The 26,675-nt window shown below is 70.0% G+C and carries 26 protein-coding genes; 13 read left to right on the top strand and 13 right to left on the bottom strand.

Annotation, left to right across the window (positions count from 1 at the left end):
* Nucleotides 1-23: 23 nt before the first annotated feature.
* A complete protein-coding gene (locus tag ACIOD2_RS37345; RefSeq protein WP_400549335.1) occupies nucleotides 24-497 on the bottom strand; it encodes a GNAT family N-acetyltransferase in 474 nt (157 codons plus the stop codon).
* 86 nt (nucleotides 498-583) lie between these two features.
* On the opposite strand from ACIOD2_RS37345, the gene ACIOD2_RS37340 reads away from it, so the two are divergent.
* Complete coding sequence (locus ACIOD2_RS37340; protein WP_400549333.1) at nucleotides 584-718, top strand: hypothetical protein; 135 nt, start codon at nucleotides 584-586, stop codon at nucleotides 716-718.
* 104 nt (nucleotides 719-822) lie between these two features.
* Entirely contained in the window at nucleotides 823-1,467 is a 645-nt protein-coding gene (locus tag ACIOD2_RS37335) for a VanZ family protein (protein ID WP_400549331.1), read from the top strand.
* Here the strand turns inward: ACIOD2_RS37335 and ACIOD2_RS37330 are convergent.
* Together ACIOD2_RS37330 and ACIOD2_RS37325 are read right to left on the bottom strand one after the other, a co-directional pair.
* Complete coding sequence (locus tag ACIOD2_RS37330; protein ID WP_003058066.1) at nucleotides 1,408-1,584, bottom strand: hypothetical protein; 177 nt, start codon at nucleotides 1,582-1,584, stop codon at nucleotides 1,408-1,410. The two genes, ACIOD2_RS37335 and ACIOD2_RS37330, sit on opposite strands and share 60 nt — an antisense overlap.
* 66 nt (nucleotides 1,585-1,650) lie before the next feature.
* Nucleotides 1,651-2,304: a class I SAM-dependent methyltransferase gene (locus ACIOD2_RS37325; RefSeq protein WP_400549328.1), complete on the bottom strand. Its 654-nt coding sequence runs from the start codon at nucleotides 2,302-2,304 to the stop codon at nucleotides 1,651-1,653.
* Nucleotides 2,305-2,557: 253 nt separating this feature from the next.
* On the opposite strand from ACIOD2_RS37325, the gene mug reads away from it, so the two are divergent.
* The 5 genes from mug (at nucleotide 2,558) to ACIOD2_RS37300 (ending at nucleotide 7,168) form a co-directional block, all read left to right on the top strand.
* Nucleotides 2,558-3,136 (top strand): G/U mismatch-specific DNA glycosylase, encoded by a 579-nt coding sequence (gene mug, locus ACIOD2_RS37320; RefSeq protein WP_400549326.1) that lies wholly within the window; start codon nucleotides 2,558-2,560, stop codon nucleotides 3,134-3,136.
* 342 nt (nucleotides 3,137-3,478) lie between these two features.
* Nucleotides 3,479-4,264, top strand: a complete 786-nt coding sequence (locus tag ACIOD2_RS37315) for a response regulator transcription factor (protein WP_400549324.1) — start codon at nucleotides 3,479-3,481, stop codon at nucleotides 4,262-4,264.
* A gap of 159 nt (nucleotides 4,265-4,423) precedes the next feature.
* Nucleotides 4,424-6,259 carry an acyl-CoA dehydrogenase gene (locus ACIOD2_RS37310; RefSeq protein WP_400549322.1) on the top strand — a complete coding sequence of 612 codons (1,836 nt, stop codon included), beginning with the start codon at nucleotides 4,424-4,426 and terminating at the stop codon, nucleotides 6,257-6,259.
* A gap of 193 nt (nucleotides 6,260-6,452) precedes the next feature.
* Complete coding sequence (locus ACIOD2_RS37305) at nucleotides 6,453-6,728, top strand: GlsB/YeaQ/YmgE family stress response membrane protein (RefSeq protein WP_400549320.1); 276 nt, start codon at nucleotides 6,453-6,455, stop codon at nucleotides 6,726-6,728.
* A 146-nt stretch (nucleotides 6,729-6,874) separates the two neighbouring features.
* Nucleotides 6,875-7,168 (top strand): GlsB/YeaQ/YmgE family stress response membrane protein, encoded by a 294-nt coding sequence (locus ACIOD2_RS37300; RefSeq protein WP_247059437.1) that lies wholly within the window; start codon nucleotides 6,875-6,877, stop codon nucleotides 7,166-7,168.
* On the opposite strand, the gene ACIOD2_RS37295 is transcribed toward ACIOD2_RS37300, so the two are convergent.
* A complete protein-coding gene (locus tag ACIOD2_RS37295; protein ID WP_400549318.1) occupies nucleotides 7,158-8,561 on the bottom strand; it encodes an MFS transporter in 1,404 nt (467 codons plus the stop codon). The genes ACIOD2_RS37300 and ACIOD2_RS37295 overlap by 11 nt on opposite strands.
* A 114-nt stretch (nucleotides 8,562-8,675) precedes the next feature.
* On the opposite strand from ACIOD2_RS37295, the gene ACIOD2_RS37290 reads away from it, so the two are divergent.
* Together ACIOD2_RS37290 and ACIOD2_RS37285 are read left to right on the top strand one after the other, a co-directional pair.
* Nucleotides 8,676-9,518, top strand: a complete 843-nt coding sequence (locus ACIOD2_RS37290; RefSeq protein WP_400549316.1) for a helix-turn-helix transcriptional regulator — start codon at nucleotides 8,676-8,678, stop codon at nucleotides 9,516-9,518.
* Nucleotides 9,515-10,279, top strand: coding sequence for a leucine-rich repeat domain-containing protein (locus tag ACIOD2_RS37285; protein WP_400549314.1), 765 nt, complete (start codon nucleotides 9,515-9,517; stop codon nucleotides 10,277-10,279). Before ACIOD2_RS37290 ends, ACIOD2_RS37285 begins: the two co-directional genes overlap by 4 nt.
* 4 nt (nucleotides 10,280-10,283) lie before the next feature.
* On the opposite strand, the gene ACIOD2_RS37280 is transcribed toward ACIOD2_RS37285, so the two are convergent.
* From ACIOD2_RS37280 to ACIOD2_RS37270, 3 genes are all read right to left on the bottom strand, one after another.
* Nucleotides 10,284-11,963, bottom strand: coding sequence for a VanW family protein (locus ACIOD2_RS37280; RefSeq protein ID WP_400549312.1), 1,680 nt, complete (start codon nucleotides 11,961-11,963; stop codon nucleotides 10,284-10,286).
* Nucleotides 11,964-12,745: 782 nt separating this feature from the next.
* Nucleotides 12,746-13,078: a GroES family chaperonin gene (locus ACIOD2_RS37275; protein ID WP_400549310.1), complete on the bottom strand. Its 333-nt coding sequence runs from the start codon at nucleotides 13,076-13,078 to the stop codon at nucleotides 12,746-12,748.
* Between the two features lies 1 nt (nucleotide 13,079).
* Complete coding sequence (locus ACIOD2_RS37270; protein ID WP_400550626.1) at nucleotides 13,080-14,897, bottom strand: NHL domain-containing thioredoxin family protein; 1,818 nt, start codon at nucleotides 14,895-14,897, stop codon at nucleotides 13,080-13,082.
* Nucleotides 14,898-15,074: 177 nt separating this feature from the next.
* Here ACIOD2_RS37270 and ACIOD2_RS37265 point away from each other — a divergent pair, with 177 nt between their 5' ends.
* Entirely contained in the window at nucleotides 15,075-15,650 is a 576-nt protein-coding gene (locus tag ACIOD2_RS37265) for a hypothetical protein (protein ID WP_400549308.1), read from the top strand.
* Here ACIOD2_RS37265 and ACIOD2_RS37260 read toward each other — a convergent pair.
* The 5 genes from ACIOD2_RS37260 to ACIOD2_RS37240 all read right to left on the bottom strand — a co-directional run bounded on the left by ACIOD2_RS37260 (nucleotide 15,640) and on the right by ACIOD2_RS37240 (nucleotide 21,592).
* Complete coding sequence (locus tag ACIOD2_RS37260; RefSeq protein WP_400549306.1) at nucleotides 15,640-16,107, bottom strand: SRPBCC family protein; 468 nt, start codon at nucleotides 16,105-16,107, stop codon at nucleotides 15,640-15,642. The two genes, ACIOD2_RS37265 and ACIOD2_RS37260, sit on opposite strands and share 11 nt — an antisense overlap.
* A gap of 497 nt (nucleotides 16,108-16,604) precedes the next feature.
* Nucleotides 16,605-18,920: an oxidoreductase gene (locus ACIOD2_RS37255; RefSeq protein WP_400549304.1), complete on the bottom strand. Its 2,316-nt coding sequence runs from the start codon at nucleotides 18,918-18,920 to the stop codon at nucleotides 16,605-16,607.
* A gap of 199 nt (nucleotides 18,921-19,119) precedes the next feature.
* Entirely contained in the window at nucleotides 19,120-19,881 is a 762-nt protein-coding gene (locus tag ACIOD2_RS37250; protein WP_400549302.1) for an amino acid ABC transporter ATP-binding protein, read from the bottom strand.
* Nucleotides 19,878-20,684, bottom strand: a complete 807-nt coding sequence (locus ACIOD2_RS37245) for an amino acid ABC transporter permease (RefSeq protein ID WP_400549300.1) — start codon at nucleotides 20,682-20,684, stop codon at nucleotides 19,878-19,880. Before ACIOD2_RS37245 ends, ACIOD2_RS37250 begins: the two co-directional genes overlap by 4 nt.
* A gap of 83 nt (nucleotides 20,685-20,767) precedes the next feature.
* Nucleotides 20,768-21,592: a basic amino acid ABC transporter substrate-binding protein gene (locus ACIOD2_RS37240; RefSeq protein WP_400549298.1), complete on the bottom strand. Its 825-nt coding sequence runs from the start codon at nucleotides 21,590-21,592 to the stop codon at nucleotides 20,768-20,770.
* Nucleotides 21,593-21,740: 148 nt separating this feature from the next.
* Between ACIOD2_RS37240 and ACIOD2_RS37235 the strand changes: the two genes are divergently transcribed.
* From ACIOD2_RS37235 to ACIOD2_RS37225, 3 genes are read left to right on the top strand one after another with little or no spacing between them, the layout of a single operon-like run.
* Nucleotides 21,741-23,399: a circularly permuted type 2 ATP-grasp protein gene (locus tag ACIOD2_RS37235; protein WP_400549295.1), complete on the top strand. Its 1,659-nt coding sequence runs from the start codon at nucleotides 21,741-21,743 to the stop codon at nucleotides 23,397-23,399.
* Nucleotides 23,400-23,412: 13 nt separating this feature from the next.
* Nucleotides 23,413-24,360: an alpha-E domain-containing protein gene (locus tag ACIOD2_RS37230; RefSeq protein WP_400549293.1), complete on the top strand. Its 948-nt coding sequence runs from the start codon at nucleotides 23,413-23,415 to the stop codon at nucleotides 24,358-24,360.
* Complete coding sequence (locus tag ACIOD2_RS37225; RefSeq protein WP_400549290.1) at nucleotides 24,357-25,199, top strand: transglutaminase domain-containing protein; 843 nt, start codon at nucleotides 24,357-24,359, stop codon at nucleotides 25,197-25,199. Before ACIOD2_RS37230 ends, ACIOD2_RS37225 begins: the two co-directional genes overlap by 4 nt.
* 36 nt (nucleotides 25,200-25,235) lie before the next feature.
* Here the strand turns inward: ACIOD2_RS37225 and ACIOD2_RS37220 are convergent, their stop codons facing one another.
* Nucleotides 25,236-26,657, bottom strand: a complete 1,422-nt coding sequence (locus ACIOD2_RS37220) for a M20/M25/M40 family metallo-hydrolase (protein ID WP_400549287.1) — start codon at nucleotides 26,655-26,657, stop codon at nucleotides 25,236-25,238.
* Between the last annotated feature and the right edge of the window lie 18 nt (nucleotides 26,658-26,675).

Genomic DNA, 26,675 nt, shown 5'->3' with positions numbered 1-26,675 from the left:
GACTTACGTGCCGAGCGTCGCGGTCATTCCCGCGTGAGCGCAAGCCGCATCAGATGGCGGCGGCCCTTGCCCGGAACGTCCTCGCTGTCCCCGGTGCGCACGAAACCGATCCGCTCGTAGACCCGTCTCGCGCGGTCGTTCCCCTCGAAGACGTGCAGGGCGATGGCCTGGGCGCCGGTTTCCCGGGCCGCCGCGCGGACCGCGTCGATGAGCCGCGCGGCCAGGCCGTGGCCGCGCATCTGTGGCGCAACCCACATCGAGAAGACCAGCCATTCGGCCGCACCCGCCCAGCCGCAGGCGAGCGCGACGGCGGTGTCGCCGTCGAACGCCGCGAACCACGCGCGCTCGGCCAGCCAAGCCCGCCAGTCGTCGTCGGACTTCGTGCGTTCGACGGCAACGAGCGAGCCGAAGTTCTCCGGGGTGTCCGCCAGCGCGCGAAGCCGGATTTCGCGCAGCACCAAGGCGTCGCCGGGGGTCAGCCGTCGCACGTGGACCATTCACGCAGGCTCGCACGCGGAACGTGTCCGGTAACACCGAATAACGCTGCCGCGATGAGGCGAACGTTCCGGCGTGTGGGGGAAACATGGGCATCGAGGTCGTCCTCGTGGTTCTGGCCGTCGTCGTGCTGTTGATCGGCGGCACGGTGTTCAGCGCCTGGCGCGCCGAGCGCACCGAGGAGCGCGAGGACGAAGCCGACCCGCTGCCCGATCAGCCCTGACCGATCGGCCCGTCGCCGGATCGGCCAAGTGGCCGATGGGGGCTTTCGGCGTCCGGCTCATCGACCGAAGCGGCACCCCGGTCAAGATCCATAACGTCGGCAGCATGACGAACGCACAGGTCACCGCCCTGCAGTACGGACTCATCGGCTTCCTCGCGCTGTGGACCGTGGTGCTGGTGCCGCAGCTGCTCACCCAGCTCGCGCGGCACGGCGGCCTCCGGCTGCGCGGCATCGTCACCACCGCGGCCGTGCTGCTCTACGGGTGCATGACCCTCGCCGTCGTCTTCCTGCCGCTGCCCGGGCCCGGCACCCGCCGGCTGGGCCAGACCGTGCAGCTGCACCCCTTCCAGTGGATCACCGACATCCACACCGAGCTGCTCAAGCACGGGGAGCCGCTGTCGCAGTGGTTCATGACGCAGACGTTCCAGCAGGCCTGCATGAACGTCCTGCTGTTCGTCCCGCTCGGCGTGTTCGCCCGGATCCTGTGGCGCCGCGGGCTCATCGGCACGACGTTGATCGGCTTCACCGCGTCGCTGCTGATCGAGATCACGCAGCTCACCGCGAACTTCGGCACCGCGCCGTACGTCTACCGCATCTTCGACGTCGACGACCTCATGAACAACACGTTCGGCGCCGGCGTCGGCTGGGTGTTCGGAGCGCTCCTGCTGGCCCTGGTGCGAGCCAAGCGTTCAACGGTCGACGTGCAGCCGGCCCGGAGCGAGCGGATCCACCTCGCCCAGACGCGCTAGCCGAGCCTTGCGCTGCAGGGCGGCCCGCTTCGCCGCGCGGCGGTCCTCGAGGACGACCACGAGGGCGGCCACGGCCAAGACCAGCGCGACCAGCCCGAGGACGATCGGAAGCTGCACGAAATCCTCCTCGGTACGGCGCTGTGCGGGAGATCACACAGGTTACGCAGGTCAGTGGTGAATTCGCTACCCCCAGCGACGGGCTCGTGCGGCGAACCAGGTGTGATCAGCGGAAAGCCAGCCGTCGAAGATCAGATCGGCCGAGGTCAGGACGGCGTCGAGGTCGATCCGGCGGCAGGTGAACTCTTGGTCCCAGTGCCGGCCATCGGCCGAGTAGCGGACGGTCGCGGAGAGAAGATCGCCTTCGCGGACGACACCGGTCAGTTTCAGATCGACTTCGCCGAGCCGCCCACCCTGGCCGTCCGCCACGGAGTCGAACCACGCCGGCGGATGCCATTCGACGATCAGCCGCCCGTCCGGCCCGAGGTGCGCACGCGCGGCGGCGAGCATGGCCTGACGGTCGCGGTCGTGCGCGGTGTTGATCAGGTGACTGCCGAGCAGGACGGCGTCGAACTCCCGGCCGAGGCGGAGGTCCCCGATCCGCGCGCGGACGGTCTCGGCCCGCACGTGCGCGAGCATGGCGGCCGAGTCGTCGACGGCGACCACCTCGTGGCCGAGCGCCCGCAGCGGATGCGTGACCCGGCCGGCACCGCAGCCGAGCTCGAGAACCGACGCACCGGGTCCGGCGGCGGCGTGCACGATCTCCGGCTCACCGGCGGGCGGCAGCAGGAGATAGACGTCGACGGCACAGCCGTCCGCGGTGACCTGGCCGATGTCCATGCGTCGAGCTTGCCGGACCGGACGAATCCCACCCAGCCCCTGCGAGGCCGGAGCCGGAAAATCCCGCCCCGGAACATCCCCCGCCCATCCCTGGGGGCCGGCCCCGCCTCCAGCGTATCGGCGGCCACCGACGAAACCGGGCCGAGCGCGAAAATCCGGCGCGGTTGTCCACAACAGCGGGAGCCTGTGGACAACCCGGGCGCGCGGGCACTTGTGCCGTGCCCGGCCGTAACCCGTGCCGGAGACTGGACGGGTGAGCACCAGACCGACCAAGGACCAGCTGGCCGCGGCCTACGGCACCACCATCCCGGACGTCCTGGCCCCCGGCCTCGACGTCCTGTTCTGCGGGATCAACCCCGGCCTCTACTCCGGTGCCCTCAAGCAGCACTTCGCGCGGCCTGGGAACCGCTTCTGGCCGGCGCTGCACGGCGGCGGCTTCACGCCGCGGCGGTTCGACCCGTCCGAGCAGGACCAGCTGCTCGACCTGAAGCTCGGCGTCACGAACGTCGTCGCCAGGGCCACCGCCCGGGCCGACGAGCTCACCGGCGACGAGCTGCGCGAGGGCGGGAAGCTGCTGGCCGCGAAGGTGCTCGAATACCGGCCGCGGTGGCTGGCGGTAGTCGGGATCACGGCGTACCGGACCGCATTCGGCTTTCCCAAGGCGAGCGTCGGGCGGCAGGAGCAGCGCATCGGAGGGACACACGTGTGGGTGCTGCCCAATCCGAGCGGCCTGAACGCCCACTGGACGCCGGCCGGGCTGGCGGCGGAGTTCGCCGCGCTGCGGGCCGCGGTCGTGACTCGCTGGCCCGCTCCGCACCGTGCTGACCAGTAACAACCCGCATCCAACGGCGCCGTGGGGCGTTAGAGGGGGACGAGCCGGGAGGTAGCGCAACGACACGGGCCACCCTCAGTAGCACCCGCCGCCCCATCAGGTCGTTCTGCTCCCGGTCGAGCAGCACTCCCGAGGGGGTTTTCTACCCAGAGTTTGCTGTAACCGGCGGGTTGGGCCATGAGGGGGAATTGGCGTCATGAGCTGCGAACTTGCGACTCGTACCAAGCAGGAGGAGTCATTTCTGGCCGGTCCCGCAGGGGGGACCGGGTGGTGCCGGATCGCGTGAACCGAGGGGACACGTCCGGCGTCCCAGGAGCGACGGCGCAGAGACGGAGGCCCACGATGCACGGCATCGAGCCCACCCGCAGGCCCACTGGGCCGCCAGGACCCGGCGGGCGCAGTCTCGGCGTGGCGGTCGTCGATCCGATCCCGATCTACCGCGACGGCCTCGCCGCGCTGGTCCACCGCAGCCAGGGACTGCACTGGGCCGGCCAGGCGGCCAGCCACCACGCCGCGTTGCAGCTGTGCGAGCAGGTGAAACCGGACGTCGTCGTGCTCGATTCGGCGCTGGATCCGAACTGCCACCTGACGAAGCTGCTCAACGCCGGCGACCCGGCGCTCATCATCGTCACGCTCATCCGTGACGTGAATCGCACGCAGCAGTACCTGGCGGCCGCCATCGCCGCCGGGACGCACGCGATCGTGCCGCGGTCAATCGATTCACGACGTCTTGCCGAAGCGATCCGGCGGGCCCACACCGAACGCCGGTACATCGACCCCGGGCTGGCCGCGCTCACCGCCCGGCCGAAGCGCTCGACCGTGCCGAAGGGGGACCTCGCCCACGACAGCCCGCCGGCGCCGCGGGGCGGGATGCCGCTGTCCAGGCGCGAATACCAGGTGCTGCAGCTGGTCGCCGAAGGGCTGGAGAACTCGGCGATCGCGAAGCTGCTCTTCCTGTCCGTCGAGACCGTGCGGACCCACGTTAAGAGCATCCTGCGGAAGCTCTCGGCACGGGACCGGACACACGCCGTGACGATCGCCTTCCGCGGCGGGATACTGATCGTCCGGGCGGACGACGGCCACGTGCCGGTGACGGCGGACACAACGGCCATCCCCGGCCACCGCTGACCCGGGTCACGCTGCTCGAGGCCCACTTTTCGGTGGATTTCCGGTACTCGGAAGTGCGGATCTGCTTGCTCCAGTTACCCGCAGGTAATATCCTGAAGTTACCGGCGAGTAAGGCGAGTGTGTGCCCGGCCGGGGAGCCGAACACATTGGAGTGACGACATGGGCCACTACAAGAGCAACGTCCGAGACCTGGAGTTCAACCTCTTCGAGGTACTCGGCGTGCAGGAGCGCCTGGGCAAGGGTGTGCTCGCCGAGTCGGACGAGGAGACCGCGCGCGGGGTGCTGGCCGAGCTGAACAAGCTCGCGTCCGGCCCGCTGGCCGAGTCCTTCGCCGACGCCGACCGCAACCCGCCCGTGTACGACCCGAAGACCTTCAGCGTCAAGATCCCCGAGTCGTTCAAGAAGAGCTACCAGCAGCTCCTCGACGGCGAGTGGTGGCGCTTGGGCCTGACCAACGACCTCGGCGGCTTCGGCCTGCCCCCGACCGTCCAGTGGGCCGCGTCCGAGCTGATCCTCGGCGCCAACGCCCCGCTGTTCATGTACCTCGCGGGCCCCAACTTCGCGATGATCGTGAACAAGAACGGCACCGAAGAGCAGCAGCACTGGGCCCAGCTGATGATCGACCGGGCCTGGGGCGCCACGATGGTGCTGACCGAGCCGGACGCCGGCTCCGACGTCGGCGCGGGCCGCACCAAGGCCGTCAAGCAGGAGGACGGCTCCTGGCACATCGACGGCGTGAAGCGCTTCATCACCTCCGCCGAGCACGACATGAGCGAAAACATCATGCACCTCGTGCTGGCGCGCCCCGAGGGTCCCGGCATCGAGACCAAGGCCGGCACCAAGGGCCTGTCGCTGTTCCTCGTGCCGAAGTTCCACTTCGACACCAAGACCGGTGAGCTGGGCGAGCGCAACGGCGCCTTCGTCACGAACGTCGAGCACAAGATGGGCATCAAGGCCTCGACGACGTGCGAGCTGACCTTCGGCCAGCACGGCACCCCGGCCAAGGGCTGGCTGCTCGGCGAGGTCCACGACGGCATCGCGCAGATGTTCCAGGTCATCGAGTACGCCCGGATGATGGTCGGCACCAAGGCGATCGCCACGCTGTCCACCGGTTACCTCAACGCGCTCGAGTACGCCAAGGAGCGCGTCCAGGGCGCCGACCTGCCGAACATGCTGAACAAGGCCGCGCCGCGCGTCACCATCACGCACCACCCGGACGTCCGCCGTTCGCTGATGCTGCAGAAGGCGTACGCGGAGGGTCTGCGCGCGGTGTACCTGTACACGGCGTCGTTCCAGGACCAGCTGTGGACCGGCGAGGGTGACCAGAAGGTCGCCCACGGCGTCAACGACCTGCTGCTGCCGATCGTCAAGGGTGTCGGCTCCGAGCGCGCCACCGAGCAGCTCGTGCAGTCGCTGCAGACCCTCGGCGGTTCCGGCTTCCTGCAGGACTACCCGATCGAGCAGTACATCCGCGACGCCAAGATCGACTCGCTGTACGAAGGCACCACGGCGATCCAGTCGCTGGACTTCTTCTTCCGCAAGATCGTCCGCGACAAGGGCGCGTCCCTGGCCTTCGTCGCCGGCGAGATCACGAAGTTCATCGAGTCCGAGGCGGGCAACGGCCGGCTCAAGAACGAGCGCGGGCTGCTCAAGCAGGCCCTCGAGGACACCCAGGGCATGCTGGGCTCGCTGATCGGCTACCTGACGACGTCGCAGGAGGACCCGCAGAACATCAACAAGGTCGGCCAGCACACGGTCCGCCTGCTGATGTCGGTCGGCGACCTGCTCATCGGCTGGCAGCTGCTCAAGCACGCCGAGGTCGCCATCGCCAAGCTCGACGCGGGCGCGTCCGCCAAGGACGTCCCGTTCTACGAGGGCAAGATCGCCGTGGCGTCGTTCTTCTCGAAGAGCGTCCTGCCGGAGCTGACGGCTCGCCGCGCGATCGTGGAGGCCGCGGACAACGCGCTCATGGAGCTCGACGAAGCCGCGTTCTGATCCACGACCGAAGGGGCCCTTCCCAGCCGGGGAGGGCCCCTTCGCCGTTTCCGGCAGGCGTAGTAACGATGCGGTGGCGACGGGGGTAATTCCCGGTACACGGTGTTTCGCCGTCACCCACCCGGGGCATTCCGAGCATCGAGCCACGGAGCCCCGGAACACCGGGACCGCGGATCCCTTGAGAGGAGAAGCGATGACAATCGCCAGTGTTCTCGGCGCCATCATCATCGGCCTGATCATCGGTGTGCTCGGGCGGCTGGTCGCGCCGGGCAAGCAGAGCATCCCGATCTGGCTGACCATCTTGATCGGTATCGTCGCCGCGTTCATCGGTACGGCCATCGCGCGCGGTATCGGCTACGCCGACACCAACGGTATCGACTGGCTGGAGATCCTCACCCAGGTCGTCCTCGCGGCCATCGGTGTGTCGATCGCCGCCGGTGCCTACGGCCGCCGCGGCGTATCGAGGTAACACCCCGGATCCCGGCCCGGTCCGGTTCGCCGTCGGGGGCGAACCGGACCGGGCCTTTTCGTGTCTCACCCCATCAGGGGTTCAGAGAGGCGGAGCGTCCGAATAGGTGTCACGGTTGCGCTTATTGGGCTATCGGAGGAGGCACCGTGCTCGGCGGACTTTGGGGCATCATCTCGACGATCATCGTGGGCCTGATCCTGGGCGTGCTCGGCAGGTTGTTCGCGCCCGGCGACCAGAAGATCCCGATCTGGCTGACGATCGTGGTCGGCATCGTGGCCGCGTTCATCGGCAACTGGCTCGCCGGCGTGTTCGGCGTCCGGGACACGAACGGCATCGACTGGATCCGGCACGTCTTCCAGATCGTCGCCGCCGTCGTCGGTGTCATCGCGGCTTCGGCGATCTACGCGCGGATCAAGGGCGGCAGCCGCACTAACGCCTGACCGACGCGCGCGCCAGCACCACGGCGAACCCGGTCCCGGCCAGCAGCAGCACGGCCGCCCAGGTCATCGTCGTGGTGATGGCGTGCGCGGAGGAACCCGCCGCGAGCGTCAGGAAAACACTCCCGAACGTCGCCACCCCGATGACCTGACCCAGCTGCAACGTCGTGGTCAGCAGGCCGCTGACGTCCGCCGCCCGGGTGAGCGGGACGTGCGTGAGCGCCTGCGTCATCAGTGAGCCGAACGCCGGGCCCATCGAGAGCCCGAACAACATCAGGGCCACGAAGAACAGCACACCGCCGTGGCTGCCGTCGTGCAGGCTCAACGCGAGCAGGGCGTACGCCGCGGCCGAGCCGACGTAGCCGATCGGTGTCAGCGCCGCGTGGACCCTCGCGGGCAGCCGGTTCCAGAAGAACCCGCACAGGCCGAAGACCACACCGCCGGGCGCCGTCGCGAGCCCTGCCGCGAGTGGGGTGTCACCGAGCCCGGCATGCAGGTGCAGCCCGACGCAGAACAGGAACCCGCCGTAGGACGCGACACCCGCGGCCAACGCGGCCAGACCCGGTGCGACACCACGGATCCGCAGCACCTCGAGGTTCACGAGCGGATCGGGCACCCGGCGTTCCACAACCACGAACACCACGGCCAGCAGAGCGCCGACGACCAGTGAGGCGAACGTCCAAGCTGGCCAACCGGTTTCGTGCCCGAGCACCAGCGGCAGCACGACCAGCACGACGGCGGGCACGGCGATCGCGAGCCCGGCGAGGTCCAGCCGGCGGCCGTTCCGCGCGGCACCGCCGGGCACCAGCCTGGCCGCGAGCACCGCGACGAGCACGCCGATCGGCACGTTCACCAGGAAGATCGGCCGCCAGCCCTCGCCGAACAGGTCCGCGCCGACCAGCACACCGCCGGCCACCTGACCGGCGACGAACGCGACCGAGATGACCGCGGTGTACGCGCTCAGCGCCTTCGCCCGGGCAGCGCCGGTGAACTGCGCCTGGATGACGCTGATGACCTGCGGCATCATCAACGCCGCGCCGGCCCCCTGGGCGATCCGGGCGACGATCAGCGTTCCCGCGCTGGGCGCCAGCCCGCACAGCAACGAAAAGACCGTGAAGGCGACAACGCCGGTGACGAACATCCGGCGCCGCCCGAACAGTTCGCCGAGGCGGGCGCCGGTGATCAGGAGCATCGCGTAGCCCACGGTGTAACCGGAGACGACGAGCTGCAGCGCGGCGCCGGACGTGTGCAGGTCGGCGCGGATGCCGGTCATGGCGACGTTGACGACGGTGACGTCCAGCAGCGCCATGAACTGGCCGAGCAGCAGGACGCCGAGCATGAACCACGGCCGTGTGGTCCGGCCCGGGACGGCCGGGGCCGGGGTGGTGAGTGTCATGCCTCTGACCCTGCGGCTCTTTCCCTGGCTGCACCGAGAGTCCGGTGATGCTGGTACTCACAGCACCTGGTTCGGTTTTTCGAAACTGTCGTACCCCTCGGGCACCATGTCCGCATGACCCAGACGCAGGTCCACGCGAGCCACCGAGAGGAACTCGGGCGGTTCCTCAAGGCGTGCCGGGCGCGGATCGGCCCCGAGGAGGTCGGGCTGGCGCCCGGCCTGCGCCGTCGCACGAGCGGGTTGCGGCGGGAGGAGGTCGCGCTGCTCGCCGGCGTCGGCGTCACCTGGTACACGTGGCTGGAGCAGGGGCGGCCGATCAACGCGAGCGCGCAGGTGCTCGACGCGGTGGCCCGCACGCTGCGGCTGGACCCCACCGAGCGGGAACACCTCTACCGGCTCGCGGAGCTGACCCCTTCGCGGCTGCCGTCGACGGTCGAGGTCCTGCCGGACGCGGTGCTGGAGGTGCTGCGCGCTCTCGACCCGTTGCCGGCCACGGTGGTCAACGGCCGGTACGACGTCATCGAGTCGAACGCGGCGCAGGAGGAGCTGTTCTGGGAGTGGCACAGCCTGCCGTGCCTGCACAAGAACCTGCTCTGGTGCTGCGTGACCGAGCCGAACGCGCGGGCCTTCCTGCTGAACTACGACGAGGAGGTGCGGCACATGGTCGCGCGCATGCGCGCCGACTACGCCAGGCACCTCGGTGACCCGGCGTGGGAGGAGGACATCCGGCGGCTCTCGGCGCTGAGCCCGGAGTTCGCCGAGCTGTGGGCCCGCCACGAGGTCACGGAGCCGCAGGCGCGGCTGCGGCGGTTCGACCACCCGCGGGCGGGGCGGCTGGACTTCCGGCTGACCGAGCTGGCCGTGTCCGAGGCGCCGGACCTGCGCATCCAGGTGTCGACCCCGGACGACGCGCGGACCTGGGCCCGGCTGCCCGCGACACGCCGGGAGAGCACATGACGTGGCTCGATCTGAGTGGCCAGGGGCTGACTTCGGTGCCGTCCGTACCGGACGACGTCACGCGGCTGGACCTGGATCGGAACCGGCTGACTTCGGTGCCGGTCCTGGGTTCCGCGTTGGAGCACCTGAGCCTGTACTCGAACGAGATCGCTTCCGTGCCCCCGACGTTGTGGCGTCTCGTCGGCCTGCGCGTGCTCAACCTGGCCACGAACCGGCTGACCGAGCTGCCGCCGGGGATCTCCGCGTTGTCGTTGGTGCACACGCTCGACCTGGGGCACAACCGGTTCACGTCGGTGCCCGGCGAGCTGGGTGACCTGGCGGGCCTCACGGAGTACCTGTACCTCAGCGACAACCGGCTCACGGAGTTCCCGTCGGCCTTGTGCCGCCTGGGAAAGCTGCGGTACCTCGGGTGCACGGACAACCGGATCGAATCGCTGCCCGACCTGTCGGGGCTGACGTCGTTGCGCGAACTCCGGCTGTACCACAACGAACTGGCCGCGCTGCCGGAGTCGATCGGTGCGCTCGGTGCTCTGCGGGAGCTGCACCTGCGCGGCAACCGGCTACGTGAGCTGCCGTCGTCGATCGGGTCGTTGAGCGAGCTGCGTCAGCTGGACCTGCGGGAGAACGCGCTGGAGACGCTGCCCGCGTCGGTGGCCCGGCTGTCCAAATTGGACAAACTGGATCTGCGGTGGAACAAGCACTTCCGGGAGCCGTCGTGGCTGCGCGAGTTCGAGGAGGCTGGTTGCATGGTCCTTCGCTGACAACTCAACACAGGATCGTCGGATGCGGACCGTAGGTCGCGGTGTGCGACGACCGGCGGACCTCGGCGCCGCTGGTGACGTCGTAGAGCACGCGCGTGTCGGTGACGCTGAAGCCGGGTGTGCCGATCGACGGCTGGCACGGGGTGGTGCCCCCGAACTGGACCGGCGGTGGGTCGCCGGGTGTCTGCCCGCCGGTCGAGCCCTCGACGCGGTAGTGGCGGGTGCCCCAGATCCGGACCGTCACGGAGTCGCCGGACACCACGGCCTGCAGGGCGATGCCGGTCGGCGCGTCGTTGGTCAGCTTGAGCTCGACCGGGCTGCCGTCGGCGTTGATCGCCTTGGCGTCGCGGCCGACGGGGTAGCGGTCGAGGTAGGTGTCGTGCTCGAGGTGACCGCCGTCGGCCAGGCCGGCGAGGTATCCCGCGTTGTACAAAGTGGACGCCAGCTGCGAGACACCGCCGCCGACCACGGTCGCGCCGGTGCCGTCTTCGTTGGCGGGGGCCGGCACGTAGCCGCTGTCCGCCGTGCGCGGGCCGGAGCGGCCGCCGAGGCTGAAGGTCTCGCCGGGCTTGACGATCGTGCCGGACACGCGGTCGGCCAGCGTGCGGTTGTTCGTCGTCGCCGGGCCGGTGAGCCCGCCGGTGGTGAACTCGCCGATGACCTCCTTGATGCCGAGCGCGCCCGCGGCTTCGGTCGTCACGCTGGGCTTCGACGCGTTGTAGGCGACGGGGAGATCGCGGCCGTCGGCCTTCTTGAGGACGTCGATCAGCGGGAGGAAGGTCTTCTCCCAGTTGATCTTCCGGGCGTCCTCGGACGGCTCGACGGCCGGCTGGTCGCCGGCGAAGACGATCTGCGCGTCCTTGCCGTCGGTCTCGGTGCTCGCCAGGCCGTCCCTGAGCGCGGCCTGCAGCTTGCCCTGGTCGATCCGCACCTCGACGGCGCCGCCCTCGACGGGCGCGAACTGGAACGAGGAGGCGATGGCGTCCGGCTTGAGCGGCACGTCCTTGCCCTGGCCGTGCACGACGACCGGCTTGGCGACGGCGGGCACGACGATCTGCCGGAACACGGCCTCGACGCCGGCCGCGGTCGCCCGCACCGGCGCGACGGCCATCGGCAGCGTGACCCCGCCCCGGTCGAGCCAGTGCTCGGTGACGGCCTGGACGGCGCCGTCGAAGTCGGTCAGCTGCTGGCCTTGGCGCGGCAGGATCGGGTACGGCGTGACGCCGCCGTCGCTGCCCTGCAGCGGCATGAACCCGACCGCGCCTTCGGTGGCGGCGTGGTTGAGCTTGCCGTCGGCCAGTCCGCGGACGGCCTGGCTGATCTGCTGCGGATCGGTCCGGGTCGCGACGCCGACCTCGCGACTGCTGAAGAAGGACATGATCCGGGTGATCGGACTGAGCGGCTGGTGCCCGGCGAGCCCGAGGGTGTTCGGCCAGTCGAGCCCGAGCCCGGACTTCGACGGGACGAGCTCCGCCTGCACGTCCCCACCGTGCACCACAACGGGCCGGGTGAGCCGCGGCTCGAGTTCCTGACGCAGCTTGGCTTCCGCGTCGGCGTGGGTCATGCCACCGACATCGACCCCGGCCACGGTCACCCCGCGCGGCACGTCACCGGCGCTGGCGATCAGGTCGATGGCGTAGAGGATGACAAAGAGCCCGAGCGCGAGCCCGATGATCATCATCATCCGGGCGACACCCTTGCGCAGTTTCTTCGCAGGGGTTTCCGGTACCGGCGGTGCCGCGGGCTTTTCGAGGAGTTCGCCGAGCAGATCATCGGCGAAGAGATCAGTGGTGACGGCAGAATCGTCAACAGCGGCGGCCTCCGCCTCCGCAGCAGCACGTTCATCGGGCCACGCCGCATCCTCGGCAGTGGCAGCCGGTTCAGCCGGCAACCGCACAGATTCGGCGCCCTCCGTGACCAGTGCCGCGGACTCCAGTGCAGCAGCCTCGTCCGGCCGCGGCGCGGGCTCGGCAGCGGACTCCGCCTCAGCCGGCGCCGAACCAACCCGCACCGGTCCATACTCAGCGGCGGGCAAGACCTCCGTAGTAGCCGCCCCGCTCACCATCAGGCTCTCGGCTCCGCCGGCGGACGGTGGCTCGGCGGAGGACACCTCGACCGCAGGCACTTCCGGCGACAACGCGGGGTCTTCGGCGGTCAGCACCTCGGCACCGGTCGAACCGATCGCCACCACAACCCCAGATTCGGCAGCGAACTGCACCTCGGCCGCGGGAACGTCTAGCAACGCCCCGGACTCGGCGACAACCGGCACCTCAGCATCAGCCGAACCGGCCGCCACCGCAGAGCCGGATTCGGCTGGCTGTACCTCGGCCGCGGATTCGTCCGTCGAGTCGACAACGACCGGCGACTTCGCAGCATCGGCGGCAAGCTGTCCGGCGTCCGGCGCTGTGGGCGCTTCGGTGCGCTCGCGCACCTCGTCGTCTGCCACGCCCATGCCCTCCGCGGGCCCTAGAGGTAGAGCCCGGTGCCGTGTTCGGTTCGCTCGGTCGCCACGGCGTGGATGTCGCGTTCGCGCATCACCAGGTGCCCCTCGCCGCGGATCTCGACCTCGAACTGGTCCTCCGGGTTGAAGAGCACGCGGTCGCCGACGTTGACGTTCCGCACGCTGTTCCCGATGCCCAGTACATCACCCCAGGACAGCCGGCGCGCGACCTGTGCGGTGGCGGGGATCACGATGCCGCCGCTGCTGCGCCGCTCGCCCTCTTCCGGGGACAGCCGCACCAGCACGCGGTCGTGCAGCATCTGGATCTCGAGTTTCGGCCCGTCGGACACGGCTTGCATGCTACTCGGCGTCCCGCGGCTCCCCGGCCATGACCAGGCTCAGCTCGCTCGCCCCGCCCTCCTCGAACTTCACCGGGACGCCCCAGTCCTGCCGGGTGATCCGGCACGCGGGGTGCTCACCGCCGTCGTCGCAGCTCGCGGCCTGGGCGACCACCTGCAGCACGCCCTCGGTCACCCCCGGCGCGAACCGGATCTTGCGGGTCAGGTCGGTCCCGGCGCCGACGCCGTCCGCCAGCAGTTCCGGCGGTGACGCGCTGATCTCGAGCCGCGTCGACGGGCCGAACCGGTCGTCCAGCTTCTCGCCGGGTGGCGCGGTGAAGACCACCGAAAAGTCGACTTCACCGGGCGCGAGCACCGTCGGCGGACGGCGCACTGCGTGCGCGTCACCGGTGACCACCGAAGGCTCGCCGCTCGGCACCGGGCCGATCCGGTTGCCCGCGGACTCGACGACCAGCAGCCGGCCGTCGGTCAGCAGCAGGCCCTGCGGCTCGGCGAGGCCGGTGGCGAGCGTCGTCACCTCGCGCGTGAAGAAGTCGAAGCGGCGGACGGCGCCGTTGTAGGTGTCGGCGATCGCGATCCGCTCGCCGAGCAGCACGGCGAGGCCGAGCGGGTGCTGGAGCAGCGCTTTGTCAGCCGGGCCGTCGGTGTGGCCGAAGGAGAAGAGGTCGATGCCGATCGCGGTGTGCACGGTGAACGAGTCGCCCGCCGGCTCGATCCAGCGCAGCGCGGACGTCTCGGCGTCGGCGAGCCACAGCTTGTCCCCGTCCGCGGCGAGGCCGGACGTCTGTGCGAAGAACGCCTCGCTGACGTCACCGTCGCGAAGGCCTTCGACGGTCGTCCCGGCGAAGCGGCGGATGCGGCCCGACACCGGGTCGAACACGCTCAGCGTGTGGTTGCCGGCCATCGCGACGACGACCCCGCCGGCCGGGCCCCACCACGCGACGTCCCACGGGCTCGTCAGGTCGACCTCGACGCCCTTGCCGGAGTCCGGCCCGTTGCGCCACTGCGCGCCGGTGCCGGCGACCGTGGTGACCTCGCCGGTGATCAGGTCGAGGCCGCGCAGCCGGTGACCGGCGGTGTCCGCGACGACGGCGTGGTAGCCGGCGCGCTCGGCGACGTCGTAGGGCAGCAGCGCGATGCCCGACGGCTCGGTGAAGGTGGCGATGTCGAACGGCCCGTCCTGGCCGCCGCGCTCGCCGCTGCCGAAGCGGCGGATGACGGTCTCGCCGTCCGAGGCGAACTCGACGACGGAGTGGTGCCCGGTGTCGGCGACGAGGATGCGGCCTTCGGCGGTGGCGACGGCCTTGCTCGGGAACCGCAGCTCGCTGTACTGCTCCTCGACCGGCACGTACGGGCTGCCGCCGCGGCGGAGCGTCCCCTTCGCCTCGTGCTTCTTCACGAGGTCGGCGATGACGCGGCGTAGCGCCTCTTCATGCCCTTCACCTGCGGCGACGTGCACGACGTAACCCTCGGGGTCGACGACCGCCAGCGTCGGCCACGCGCGGACCGCGTACTGCGACCACAGTTCCATCTTCGGGTCGTTGACGACCGGGTGGTGCACCTCGTACCGGCGGACCGCGGCCTCGATGGACGCGCGCTCACCCTCGTGCAGGAACTTCGGGGAGTGGACGCCGATCGTGACCAGCACGTCCGCGAACTCGGCTTCGAGGGGGCGCAGCTCGTCGAGGACGTGCAGGCAGTTGACGCAGCCGCTGGTCCAGAAGTCCAGCAGCACGATGCGGCCGCGCAGTTCGGCGAGGGTGATCGGGCGGCCGCCGGTGTTCAGCCAGACGTCGCCGCGCAGCTCGGGAGCGCGCACGCGGGCCTGCGGTCGGGGAGAGGTCACGGCAAGAGTGAACTACACGCGCTCACGCTCTGTTCCGGAGTCCAGCCGATGAGAGAACAAACTCACCCGGCCGGGGTCACCCCTGGCCAGGTGTCAAGGGGGCGGAAAAGAACGCGCGGCGGGGTCGGGCGCCACTTACGCTCTCCAGGTATGACACCCGTCCAGCCGGCCGGTGCCCTCTCGCCGGAGGAGGCACGCCACCTGCAGGAGAACCTCCGGGAACCGGTGCGTCCCGGGTTGAGCGAGGCCGAGCTCGACGACGTCGAGAGCCGGTTCGGCTTCCACTTCGCCGCGGACCACCGCACGTTCCTCGCCGCGGGCGTCCCGATCGGCGACCGCTGGCCGGACTGGCGCTGCGGCAACCCCGAGCAGCTGCGCAAACGTTTGGCATGGCCGGTCGACGGCGTGCTGTACGACGTCGAGCACAACGGCTTCTGGCTGCCCGACTGGGGCACGCGCCCGGTCGGCCCCGAGGACGCCGTCCGCGAAGCCCGGCAACGCCTGGCCGACGTGCCGCAGCTGGTGCCGGTCTGCGGCCACCGCTACCTGCCCGGTCTCGCCGGCACGTCCGGTTACCCGGTGCTGTCGGTGTACCAGACGGACATCATCGTTTACGGCTCCGACCTGCGGGACTATCTGAACCGCGAGTTCGCGACCGGCGGCATCAGCACGGCCCCGCCGGACGGCCCGCGCTACATACCCTTCTGGTCCCGCTTCATCGACTAGCTTCGACGGCGGTCTTGAGCCGCGCGAGGGTGGCGGCGATGTTGGCGGTGTTGGCTTCCTGCCGGTTCCAGACCCCGGTGACCGTGGACGTCGGCACCCGGAACCACGCCGGCCGCCGTTCCCACATGCTTTCGACGACGACACAGCCGTCACCGGCGGCTTCGAAGTCGTACTGCCATCGTGCGACGGGCAGCCCGATCGAGGTCACCTCGAAGCCGAACCGTCGCCCTGGGTCAGCGTCGGTGATGGTGGACAAAGTGCTCCACCGCCTGAGGCCGCGCCGATTGCGCCCGCGGAACCGAGCCCCCACGACAGGTCCGCACGGTTGCCCGACCCACCGGTGCCCGGCGTACTCCTCGGCGAGATCGGCCAGCTTGCCCAGATCGCTGACCAGGTCATACACGGCCTCCGGAGCCGCGCCGACCTCGATCCGCCCGCTGGCGTCAGGTTCGCCCATGGTGCCCTCCACGTCGAGTTGGCATACCGAGGGTATGCCAGAAACCGCGGTCAGGTGAAGCGCCTGTGGATACCTTTCGTGCGATGTGGACAACTCGGCCCTTCCACCGCCGATCGGCCAGGGTTGTCAGTGGCCGCCGATAGGCTGGACCTGGGGACGCCCCCCGGAGAGGGTGGGGGCTTGGTTGGGGCGGAATTGGGCCTCGGCGGGCAATCGGCGGCCTTGGGCAGAGAGCCTGAGCGGAGAATCGGCGGGCTTGGGCAGAGGAAGCCTCGGCGGGCAATCGGCGGGCCCGGGCAGAGCCTCGACGGGCATTCGGCGAGCCCGGCAGAGGGGCTCGGCAGGCCTGGGCAGAGAGCCTCGGCGGGCAATCGGCGAACCTGGGCAGAGGGCTTCGGCGGCCCAAGCAGGAGCCTGACGGAGGACTTGCTTGGGGTTTCTGGTGAACTATCGGACTCGCGCTAGATAGCCCGATAACCCGGCAGAGACCGCGAGAATCAGCTCTCCCGACGCAGCATCCGGCTGACACCCGCGGCCACCGTCGTCGCCAGGATCCAGCCGGATGCCGTGAAGCCGGCCGCCACCCAGTTGTCCGCTCCGTGCATGTACCAGCGGGACTTGTTGCCGAAGTCGACGATCGGGACCAGCAGGTCAGCCGTGTAGATCACCGGGTTCCACTGCAGGCCCGTGTCCTGCTGGTTCACCACGCACCGGGGGCCGTTGGCGATGATCTGGTGGGCCTGATCCGTCGGAGCCCAGTTGACGCAGTCGTCCGTGCCCAGGCCGAACCACAGGCTGCCCAGCACCAGCAGCGTGAACAGCCAGCCCAGCGCGCGCACCGGGCGGTAGCCGTAGCCGACCATCGATCGCTGGAGCCAGCTCCACAGGCGGACGCCGGGGCCGAAGAACTTGAAGCCGCGGGCCAGCGCCTCGTAGCGGAACTGCTGTTTGCGCAGCGCCACCGTCGAGGCGTGCTCTTCGTTTCCCGCCGCGCGGAGCATGTGCGCGAGCTGGTCGTACGGGCCCGGGCGGTAGCCGCGCATGGCTTTGCGCAGCAGCTCGATGCGGTGGTCCAGGGTCTTGTCGTCGTCGAGGGGGATGCCTTCCTTCAGCGCGTCGTACCGGAAGTCCTCCAGCTCGATGCCCTCGGTCGCGGCCCAGAACGCCTCGTTGTCCGTCAGCGTTCCGCAGTGCGCGCGGCGCAGCACCACCCGGCCGACGGGCGGGCTGCTCGGCGTGAACGTGAACTCGTCGGCGGCGACGTCGCCGGCGTCGAGGGCGACGTTGAAGGGCGGGAACGACCCGAGCTGCGCGCCGCGGATCTCCACCCGCCGCGCGACCTGGGCGCCGTCCAGGTTGATGCCGCCCTCGGCGACGAACGCGCGGCTGTTGTCGTCGCGCAGCAGGAGGTCGCGGCCGATCCGGCCGGTGCGGATGTCGAGAGAGAAGCTGCTGGTCGCGCGGTGTCCCGGGTCCGTCAGCCGGGTGCCGGCGAGGTTGATGCTGCCGCCGACCTCGACGCCCTGCAGCCGCAGCGTGCCGTGGATCGTGGCGTCGGTGAGCTGGAAGTTGCCGGCGATCTTCGACCGGCGCGCGGAGAAGACGTCGCGGCCGGGGTGGCGGAACATCGAGTTCCAGGCCAGGAAGTTGCCGCCGACGGTGACGTCGGCCAGCCGCAGCTGCCCGGCCGGCACGCGCAGGCTGGTCGCCTCGATGTCGCCGCCGATCTCGGTGCCGTCCAGGTGCAGCGCCCGGTCGTAGTACGGCGGGGTCTTGCCGCGCACGACGCTGACCTCGGCGCCGGCCAGCCGCAGCGAGCCGCCGATCCGCGCGTTGACCATCCGCAACGTGCCCAGCGCCTGCAGGCCGTCGGACAGCTCCAGGTTGCCGTCGACGCTCAGCCGGTCGGCCACCAGCGCCGGGCGCGGGTCGAGGTACGGGTCGTTCGACTTCCACGCGTCGACGGCGATCGGCCCCTGCTGGGACACCGTCAGCTTCGCCTCGCGCATGATGATGTCGCTGTCCACCGTGGCGCTCGGCAGGTACATGATCCCGGTGGCGGAGAAGCGTTTCCGCTGGCTGGCCGGGCCGTAGTTGTCGACCTCGCACAGCAGGCTGCCGCCGATGTGGATGCCGTTGCCGTTGAGCGCGAAGCCGTCCGGGTTGTTCAGCGTGGCGCCGGAGAAGTTGACGTTACCGCCGGTGTGCAGGCCCGGGAGCCGGACTTCGCCGTTCGCGACCATCCGGTACGCCAGCAGCGCGCCGGTGAGCACCAGCCGGTCGGCCTGGATCGCCTTGCCGTGCGGGTGCGAGATCACGGTGCGGGTCAGCACCATCGAGCCCTCGATCACCGCGTCGGTCAGGTTGACGGCCGCGTTCGGCATGCCACGCTCGCGGTCGTCGCCGCGCTGGACGGTCGTCTCCTCGATCTCGCGGTCGTCGCCGTCGACCTGCACGACGCAGCGGATCAGCCGGACGTCGTTGCGGCTGCGCATGTTGCGGGCCTTGAGCCCGGGCAGCCAGCACTTGCGGAAGACCAGGCCGAGCAGGTTCGCCTCACGGACGTCCGGCGGCTGCTCGAACCGGCAGCGCTCGAACCGGAACAGGTACTTCAGGTCCGCGGCGCGCAGGTCCAGCGTGCCGGTGATGTAGGCGTCCTCGACGTAGACGATCGGCGCGTTCGTGGCCTGCCGCCGCCAGCGCATCAGGCCCGCGTTGCCGGGTTTCAGCAGCTCGGAGGCCTTGACCTCGTAGCGCTTGTCGGGGATCCCGGCGAACGGGTCCAGGGGTGGCAGCACGCTCTCGGTCGTCATGGCCGGGCCCGCCTCCCCATTCGACGAATCACGGGGCCCGGTACGGCGGAACCCCGGCATCGTCCTCCCTCAACCCCTGTTCGCACCTTCAAAGTAGCCGAGAGTGCACGGTATTCGCAGGCGTTTCGCAGGTCGACGGCCGAATTCCCGCCAGACCGGCCGCGCGGTGCGTACCGCGCGGCCGGTTCGCTGGACGCGGTCAGCTGCCGTCCGGTGACGCGGTCGGGTTGAGCACCCGGTCGAGGAACGACTTCGTGCGCTCGTGCTGCGGGTCGCCGATCACCTGGTTCGGCGGGCCCTGCTCGACGACCACGCCGCCGTCCATGAACAGCACGCTGTCGGCCACCTCGCGGGCGAACTGCATCTCGTGCGTCACGACCAGCATCGTCATGCCCTCTTCGGCCAGCTGCCGCATGACCGCGAGCACGTCGCCGACGAGCTCGGGGTCCAGCGCGGACGTCGGCTCGTCGAAGAGCATCACGTCCGGGTTCATCGACAGCGCCCGCGCGATGGCGACGCGCTGCTGCTGACCACCGGAAAGCTGTCCGGGCAGCGAGGTCTCCTTCTCGGCGAGGCCGACCTTCGCGAGGTTCTCCCGCGCGATCTGCTCCGCCTCCTCCTTGCCCCGCTTCAGGACCTTTCGCTGCGCGACGGTGAGGTTGTCCAGGACGGTCAGGTGCGCGAAGAGGTTGAACCCCTGGAAGACCATGCCGATCTTCCGCCGGGCGGCGTCGATGTCGACGTCCTCGTGGGTGATCTCGTTGCCGTTCACCTCGATCTTGCCCTGCTGCGGCTCCTCCAGGAGGTTCACGCAGCGCAGCAGGGTCGACTTGCCCGAACCGGACGGCCCGATGATGCAGACCACCTGGCCGCGCTCGACCTGCAGGTCGATGCCCTTGAGCACCTCGAGCGAGCCGAACGCCTTGTGCAGCCCGGAGATTTCGACGATGAAGTCGGTCATGTGGCACCTCCGCCGGACACCCCGGCGCCGTATTTCTTTTCCAGCCGCTGCTGCAGGATCGACAGCGGGATGGTGATGACGAGGTAGCAGAGGCCCGCGACGACGATGGGCGTCAGGCCCTTCGCCTCCAGCAGCGCCTGACGGCTGAACTGCGCCAGTTCCTGCTGCGCCGGCGTGGTCCCGAGCAGGAACGCCAGCGACGAGTCCTTCGTCAGCATGATGAGCTCGTTGGCCAGCGGGGGCAGCACGATCCGGAACGCCTGCGGGATGACGATCGTGATCATCGACCGCGTCGGTGACATGCCGAGCGAGCGGGCGGCCTCGACCTGCCCGCGCGGCACGGCCTGGATGCCGGCCCGGATCGTCTCGGCCATGTAGGCCGAGGACACGATGCCGAGGGCGATCATGATGGACACGTTGCGCGGCAGGTGCGTGTCCGGGAACGCGATCGGGACGCCGACCCCGACCGCGAGGAAGATCAGCAGCGCGGGCAGGCCGCGGAAGAACTCGATGTAGGCACGCGCGAACCACCGGTACGGCCCCACCGAGGACAGCCGCATCAGGGCGAGCAGGAGGCCCAGTCCCAGTCCCAGCGCGAAGCCGAGCGCGGTGAAGATGATGGTGTTCTTCAACGCGACCGTGATCACGTCCGGGAACTGCTGCGCCGCGACATCGAGGTCGAAGAACGCGCGCCCGATCTGGCCCCAGTTGGCCAGGAACGCGAAGACCACGATGATCACCAGCAGCAGGACGTACTGCGCACCCCGGAACGCCGAGCGTCGCTGGCGTCGGCCTAGTGCCATTTCTCTCCTCAGGCAAGCCCCGGAAAAGGGCATCGGAAACACCGCTGTGGCCGGTGCCGAAGCACCGGCCACAGGCGGGGGTCTTACTGGGTGGCGCTACCAGGCAGCCAGGTCGGGGCCTTGCCGAACCACTTCTGGTAGATCGAGGCGTAGGTGCCGTCGGAGACGGACGCCTTCAACGCGTCGTTGATCGCCGTGACCAGGGCGGTGTTGCCCTGCTTGACGCCGATGCCGTAGAACTCGTTCGTCTTGAACTCCTTCACCACCGCGGTGTCCGGGTTCGTCTTGACGAAGTCGTAGAGCACGCCGTTGTCGTTGACGCCGGCGTCCACGGTGCCGTTCTTGACGGCCTGCTCTTCCAGGGCGAGGTCGTCGAACGTGACGATCTCGGCGCCCTTCGCGTTCTCCTTGGCGTAGTCGGCGCCGGTCGTGGCCGACTGGACGCCGATCTTCTTGCCGGAGACGTTGCTGAAGTCCTTGATCGGCGAACCCGACTTGACCAGCAGTGCCTGCGTGGCCTCGAAGTACGGCTCCGAGAAGTCGAACTTCTGCTTGCGCTTGTCGGTGATCGTCATGCCCGCCGCGGCCAGGTCGCACTGGCCGCTGTTCATGGCCTCGCCCGATTCGATGTTCTCGAACGCGATGTCGACGATGTTCTGCTGGACGTTCAGCTTCTTCGCGACCAGGTCGACGAGGTCGACGTCGAAGCCGACGATCTTGTCGCCCTGCTTGACCTGGAACGGCTGGTAGGGCAGGTGCGTGCAGGTGGTGAGCTTGCCGGACGCGATCAGCTGGACACCGCCGGCCGCCGTGCCACCTTCGTCGCCCCCGCACGCGGTAAGGGCGGCGGCCGCCAGGGCGAGCGCCGGGATCAGGGCGAGCGCCTTGAGTTGGGGTCCTCGGGCCACGTCGTCACTCCTCGTAGTTCTCAGTTCGTGAGAGCACGCATATTGCCACTCATCCATACCAAAGCACAGCACTGTCGAGTTACAGCGACGTTTCGCACCGCGCCCACCTGCGTGGGAGTGTCGCGCGTTAGTGGGCACGTAGGTGAGGATGTCGTTCATGAACGCGATCCCGCCCCGGCTGCCCCCCTCCGGTCGACGCGCGCGGAAGGCGACGACCCGCCGGATCACCCGGCCGGGAGCCCGGTTCGACGGGTACCTCTCCCCGGAACGGCCGCACGCCGAGGCCTACGACGAGATGTTCGCGGCCGACGGCACGGTCCGCGGCCCGTACCGGGCGCTGTACGAGTCGATCGCGGCGCTCGACGCGCACGACCTGAACTCGCGCTCGCTCGCGCTGGACCGGGCCATGGTCGACCAGGGCATCACGTTCTCGCTGTCCGGGCAGGAGCGGCCGTTCCCGCTGGACCTGGTGCCGCGGGTGATCCAGGCGGCCGAGTGGTCGAAGCTCGAACGTGGGGTGGCGCAGCGGGTCCGCGCGCTCGAGGCGTTCCTCGCCGACATCTACGGCGACCGGCAGATCCTGCGTGACGGCGTGTTCCCGCGGCGGCTGATCACGTCGTGCGAGCACTTCCAGCGGGAGGCCTTCGGCATCAACCCGCCGAACGGCGTGCGCATCCACGTGTCCGGTGTGGACCTGGTGCGCGACGAGGAGGGCACGTTCCGGGTATTGGAGGACAACCTCCGCAATCCGTCCGGGGTGTCGTACGTGATGGAGAACCGGCGGACGATGGCGCGGGTCTTCCCCGACCTGTTCGCCCAGCACCGGGTGCGCCCGGTCGGCGACTACGCGTCACACCTGCTGCGGGCCCTGCGTGCGGCGGCCGCGGCGAACGTCGCCGACCCGATGGTCGTGGTGCTCACCCCCGGTGTTTACAACTCGGCGTACTTCGAGCATTCGCTGCTGGCCCGGCTGATGGGCGTCGAACTCGTCGAAGGCCGCGACATGTTCTGCCGTGACAACGTCGTCTACCTGCGCACGACCGAGGGCGAGCGCCAGGTCGACGTCATCTACCGGCGGATCGACGACGAGTTCCTCGACCCGGTGCACTACCGGCCGGACTCGGTGCTCGGCGTCGCCGGGGTGCTCAACGCGGCGCGCGCGGGCAACGTCGTCGTCGCGAACGCCATCGGCAACGGCGTCGGGGACGACAAGCTCGTCTACACCTACGTGCCGGAGATGGTGAAGTACTACCTCGGCGAGAAGCCGCTGCTGCCCAATGTGGACACCTTCCGCTGCTGGCTGCCGGACGAGTTCGACCACGTGATGGCGCACCTCGACGAGCTGGTCGTCAAGCCGGTCGAAGGCTCCGGCGGGTACGGCATCGTGTTCGGGCCCGAAGCCACCAAGAAGGAGCTGGACGTGCTGCGCCGGAAGGTGCGCGCGAACCGGCGCGGCTGGATCGCGCAGCCGGTGGTGCAGCTGTCGACCGTGCCGTCCAAGGTGGAGGACCGGCTGGCGCCGCGGCACGTCGACCTGCGGCCGTTCGCGGTCAACGACGGCAAGGACATCTTCGTGCTGCCCGGCGGGCTGACCCGGGTGGCGCTGCCGGAGGGCAGCCTGGTCGTCAACTCGTCGCAGGGCGGCGGCTCGAAGGACACCTGGGTGCTGGCGTCGCGGGCGTCCACCGCGGAGCGTGAGCTGGAGCAGCCCGCGCTCGGCAGTGTGTCCACTGTGGACGGCCTGGTCGCGGAGCAGGGACCCGAGCTGTCCGCCACCCAGCAACAGCAGCAGCAACAGCAGAGCTAGGGGAGGTTTCGCCATGCTGGCACGCAACGCGGAGTCGCTGTACTGGATCGGCCGGTACGTCGAACGCGCCGACGACACCTCCCGCATCCTCAACGTCTCGGTCCACCAGCTGCTGGAGGACGCGAGTGTCGACCCGGACAACGCGAGCCGTCAGCTGCTGGCGGTGCTGGGCATCGAGTCGGAGGGCACCGAGTCCCTCGACGTCTGGAAGCTGACCGAGCTGGTGGCGTACGCGAAGGACAACCCGGCGTCGATCGTCGGCTCGATCAACTCGGCCCGCGAGAACACGCGCGGCGCCCGGGAGGTCGTCTCGACCGAGCTGTGGGAGTGCCTGAACGCGACGTGGAACGCGGTGCCGGACCGCCAGCGGTACGCCCGGCGCGCCGGGCCGCACGCGTTCCTGTCGTTCGTCGAAGAGCGCGCGGCGATGTTCGCCGGGCTCGCCGACTCGACGATGAGCCGCGACGACGGCTGGCTGTTCATGGTGCTCGGCCGCTCGATCGAACGCGCCGACATGGTGGTGCGGCTGCTGCTGTCGCGGGTTTCGGACCGCGCGTCGTCCCCGGGCTGGATCACGGTGCTCCGCTCGGCCGGCGCGCAGGACACCTACCTGCGCACCTACCGCGGCGCGCTCGACGCCGGCCGGGTCGTGCAGTTCCTGTTGCGGGACACGCTGTTCCCGCGGTCGGTGTTCCACGCGCTGCGGCAGGCGGAGGAGTGCCTGCAGCGGCTCGACCCGGGCGGCGCGGCACGCAACAACGAGAAGTCCGAGGCGCTGCGCGAACTCGGCCGGGCCCGCAGCGAGCTGGAGTTCCTGCGCCCGTCGGACCTGCTGACCGACCTGCCGCGACGGCTGGGGACGCTGCAGACGTCGATCAAGGAGATCGGCGAATCCGTGTCGATGCAGTACTTCAGCACGTCGCCGTGGGTGGCGTGGAGCGGTGCGGAGGTTTCGCTGTGACCTGGCAGCTTCGGGTGGCCCACCGGACGGGGTACCGGTACGCGACGCCGGCGACGCAGTCGTACAACGAGGCGCGGCTGACCCCGCGCTCGGACCGCCGTCAGACGACGGTGGCGACGCGCATCGAGACGACCCCCGCGACCCGCGCGTACCGCTACACCGACTACTGGGGCACGGTGGTCACGTCGTTCGACCTCCACGCGCCGCACACGGAGTTCGCGGTGCTGGCGACGTCGGTGGTCGAGACGGCGGACGAGGCCGAGCCGATCCGTGTGGCGTCGTGGCGCGACCTGCGCAGCGAGACGGTGATCGACCACCGCACGGAGTACCTGTCCCCGACCGACTACACCCCGCGTGACCTCGAGCTGGCGCGCGAGGCGCGCGCCCTGCGCACCGGCCTCGACCCGGCGGACGCGGTGCTGGCGGTGTGCGAGTGGGTGAACAAGCAGCTGAAGTACCAACCGGGCACGACGGGCGTCCACTCGACGGCGACCGATGCGTGGAAGGCGCGCGAAGGCGTCTGCCAGGACTTCGCGCACGTCACGCTGGTGATGCTGCGCGCGATCGGCGTCCCGGCGAGGTACGTGTCGGGCTACCTGCACACGAAGAAGGACGCGAAGCTGGGCGAAGTCGTGGCCGGCGAGTCCCACGCCTGGGTCGACGTCTGGACGGGCGGCTGGTGGGCGTACGACCCGACCAACGCGATCCCGGTGGGGCCCCGGCACGTGTGGGTCGCGTACGGCCGCGACTACGCGGACGTGGCGCCGCTGAAGGGCATCTTCACGGGCGGCGGGCAGTCCACTTTGGACGTCTCGGTCCACCTGACCCGGCTGGCCTGAGCGGCGCGCCTCCCGGGAGGCGCGCCGCTACCGGCTTCAGCCGCGGGCGTGGGCGTCCAGGATGTGCGCGACGGCCTCCGTGACCTGCTGCGCGTACTCCAGGTGCAGCCACTCGTCCGGCACGTGGATGTTCGAGTCCGAGCCGCACGCGCCCGTGACCAGGAACTGGGCCTCCGGGTACTTGCGCGAGAGCAGGCCCATGAACGGGATCGAGCCGCCCATGCCGGTCGCGCGGTGCGGCTGGCCGAAGACGCCGTCGCTGACCGTCTGCAGGGCCGCCGTCAGCCACGGCGCCTCGGTCGGCGCGTTCCAGCCGTCCTCCGACTGCGTGTTGTCGCCGAAGGTCACCTTCGCGCCGTACGGGACGTCCGTGGTCAGGGTCCGCTTCACGGCTTCGAGCGCCTTCGCGGCGTCGACCGTCGGCGGGAGGCGGAAGCTCAGGGTCAACGTCGTGCTCTCGCGGAGCACGTTGCCCGCGTCGGCCGGCTTCGGGAAGCCGTCGGCGCCGATGATCGACAGGGTCGGCCGCCACGCGTTGTTGAGCATCAGCTCCAGCGCGTCTTCTGTGATCACGCGACCACCCTCGACCAGCGGGAACGCCTTCGACAGCGCCTCCGGGAAGTCCTTCGAGACGGCCTCCAGCTCGGCCAGCCGGTCGGCCGGGACCTCGACCTTCAGCTCGTCGAGCAGCAGTTCACCGGTGGCGCTGTCCTCGAGCCGCTCGAGCAGGTTCCGCAGGACGCGGAACGAGCTCGCGACGACACCCGAAGCGACACCGGAGTGCTGCGCCGAGCCCAGCAGCTGGACGGTGACGTCCAGGTGCAGCATCCCGCGCAGACTCGTGACCAGCCACAACCGCTCGTAGTCGCTGCCACCGGCGTCGAGGCAGACGACCAGCGAGACCTCGCCGATCCGGTCGGCCAGGTGCTCGACGTAGGCGGGCAGGTCGGGGCTGCCGGACTCCTCGCCGGTCTCCAGCAGCACGACGATGCGCGCGTGCTCACCGCCGGCGGCGTGCACGGCCTCGATGGACGTCGTCGCCGCGTAGCCGGAGTAGCCGTCGTCGACGGAGCCGCGGCCGTACAGCCGGCCGTCGCGGATCACCGGGGTCCACGGGTCGAGGCCGTCGGACCAGCCGCCCACCGGGGGCTGCTTGTCGAGGTGGCCGTACATCAGGACGGTCCCCTTGTCCGCCGCGCCCGGGGTCGCCGGGACGTCGACGAGCAGCAAGGGGGTCCGGTCCGGCAGCTCGACGACGTCGAGGGTCGCGCCGTGCAGGTCGCGCGCGGCGATCCACTCGCGGACGTGCTCGACGGCGGCGGCCAGGTGCCCGGTCTTCGCCCATTCGGCGTCGAAGGCCGGGGACAGGGCGGGGATGGCCACCAGTCCGGACAGGCTCGGGATGACGTCGTCGGTCCAGCCGGACACGACGGATTCACGCACGGTTTTCGGCTCCACGACGCCCATCGTGCCACG

This window comes from Amycolatopsis sp. NPDC088138 (assembly GCF_044741685.1).
Taxonomy (GTDB): domain Bacteria; phylum Actinomycetota; class Actinomycetes; order Mycobacteriales; family Pseudonocardiaceae; genus Amycolatopsis.
This window is presented reverse-complemented; position numbering and strand designations above follow the sequence as displayed.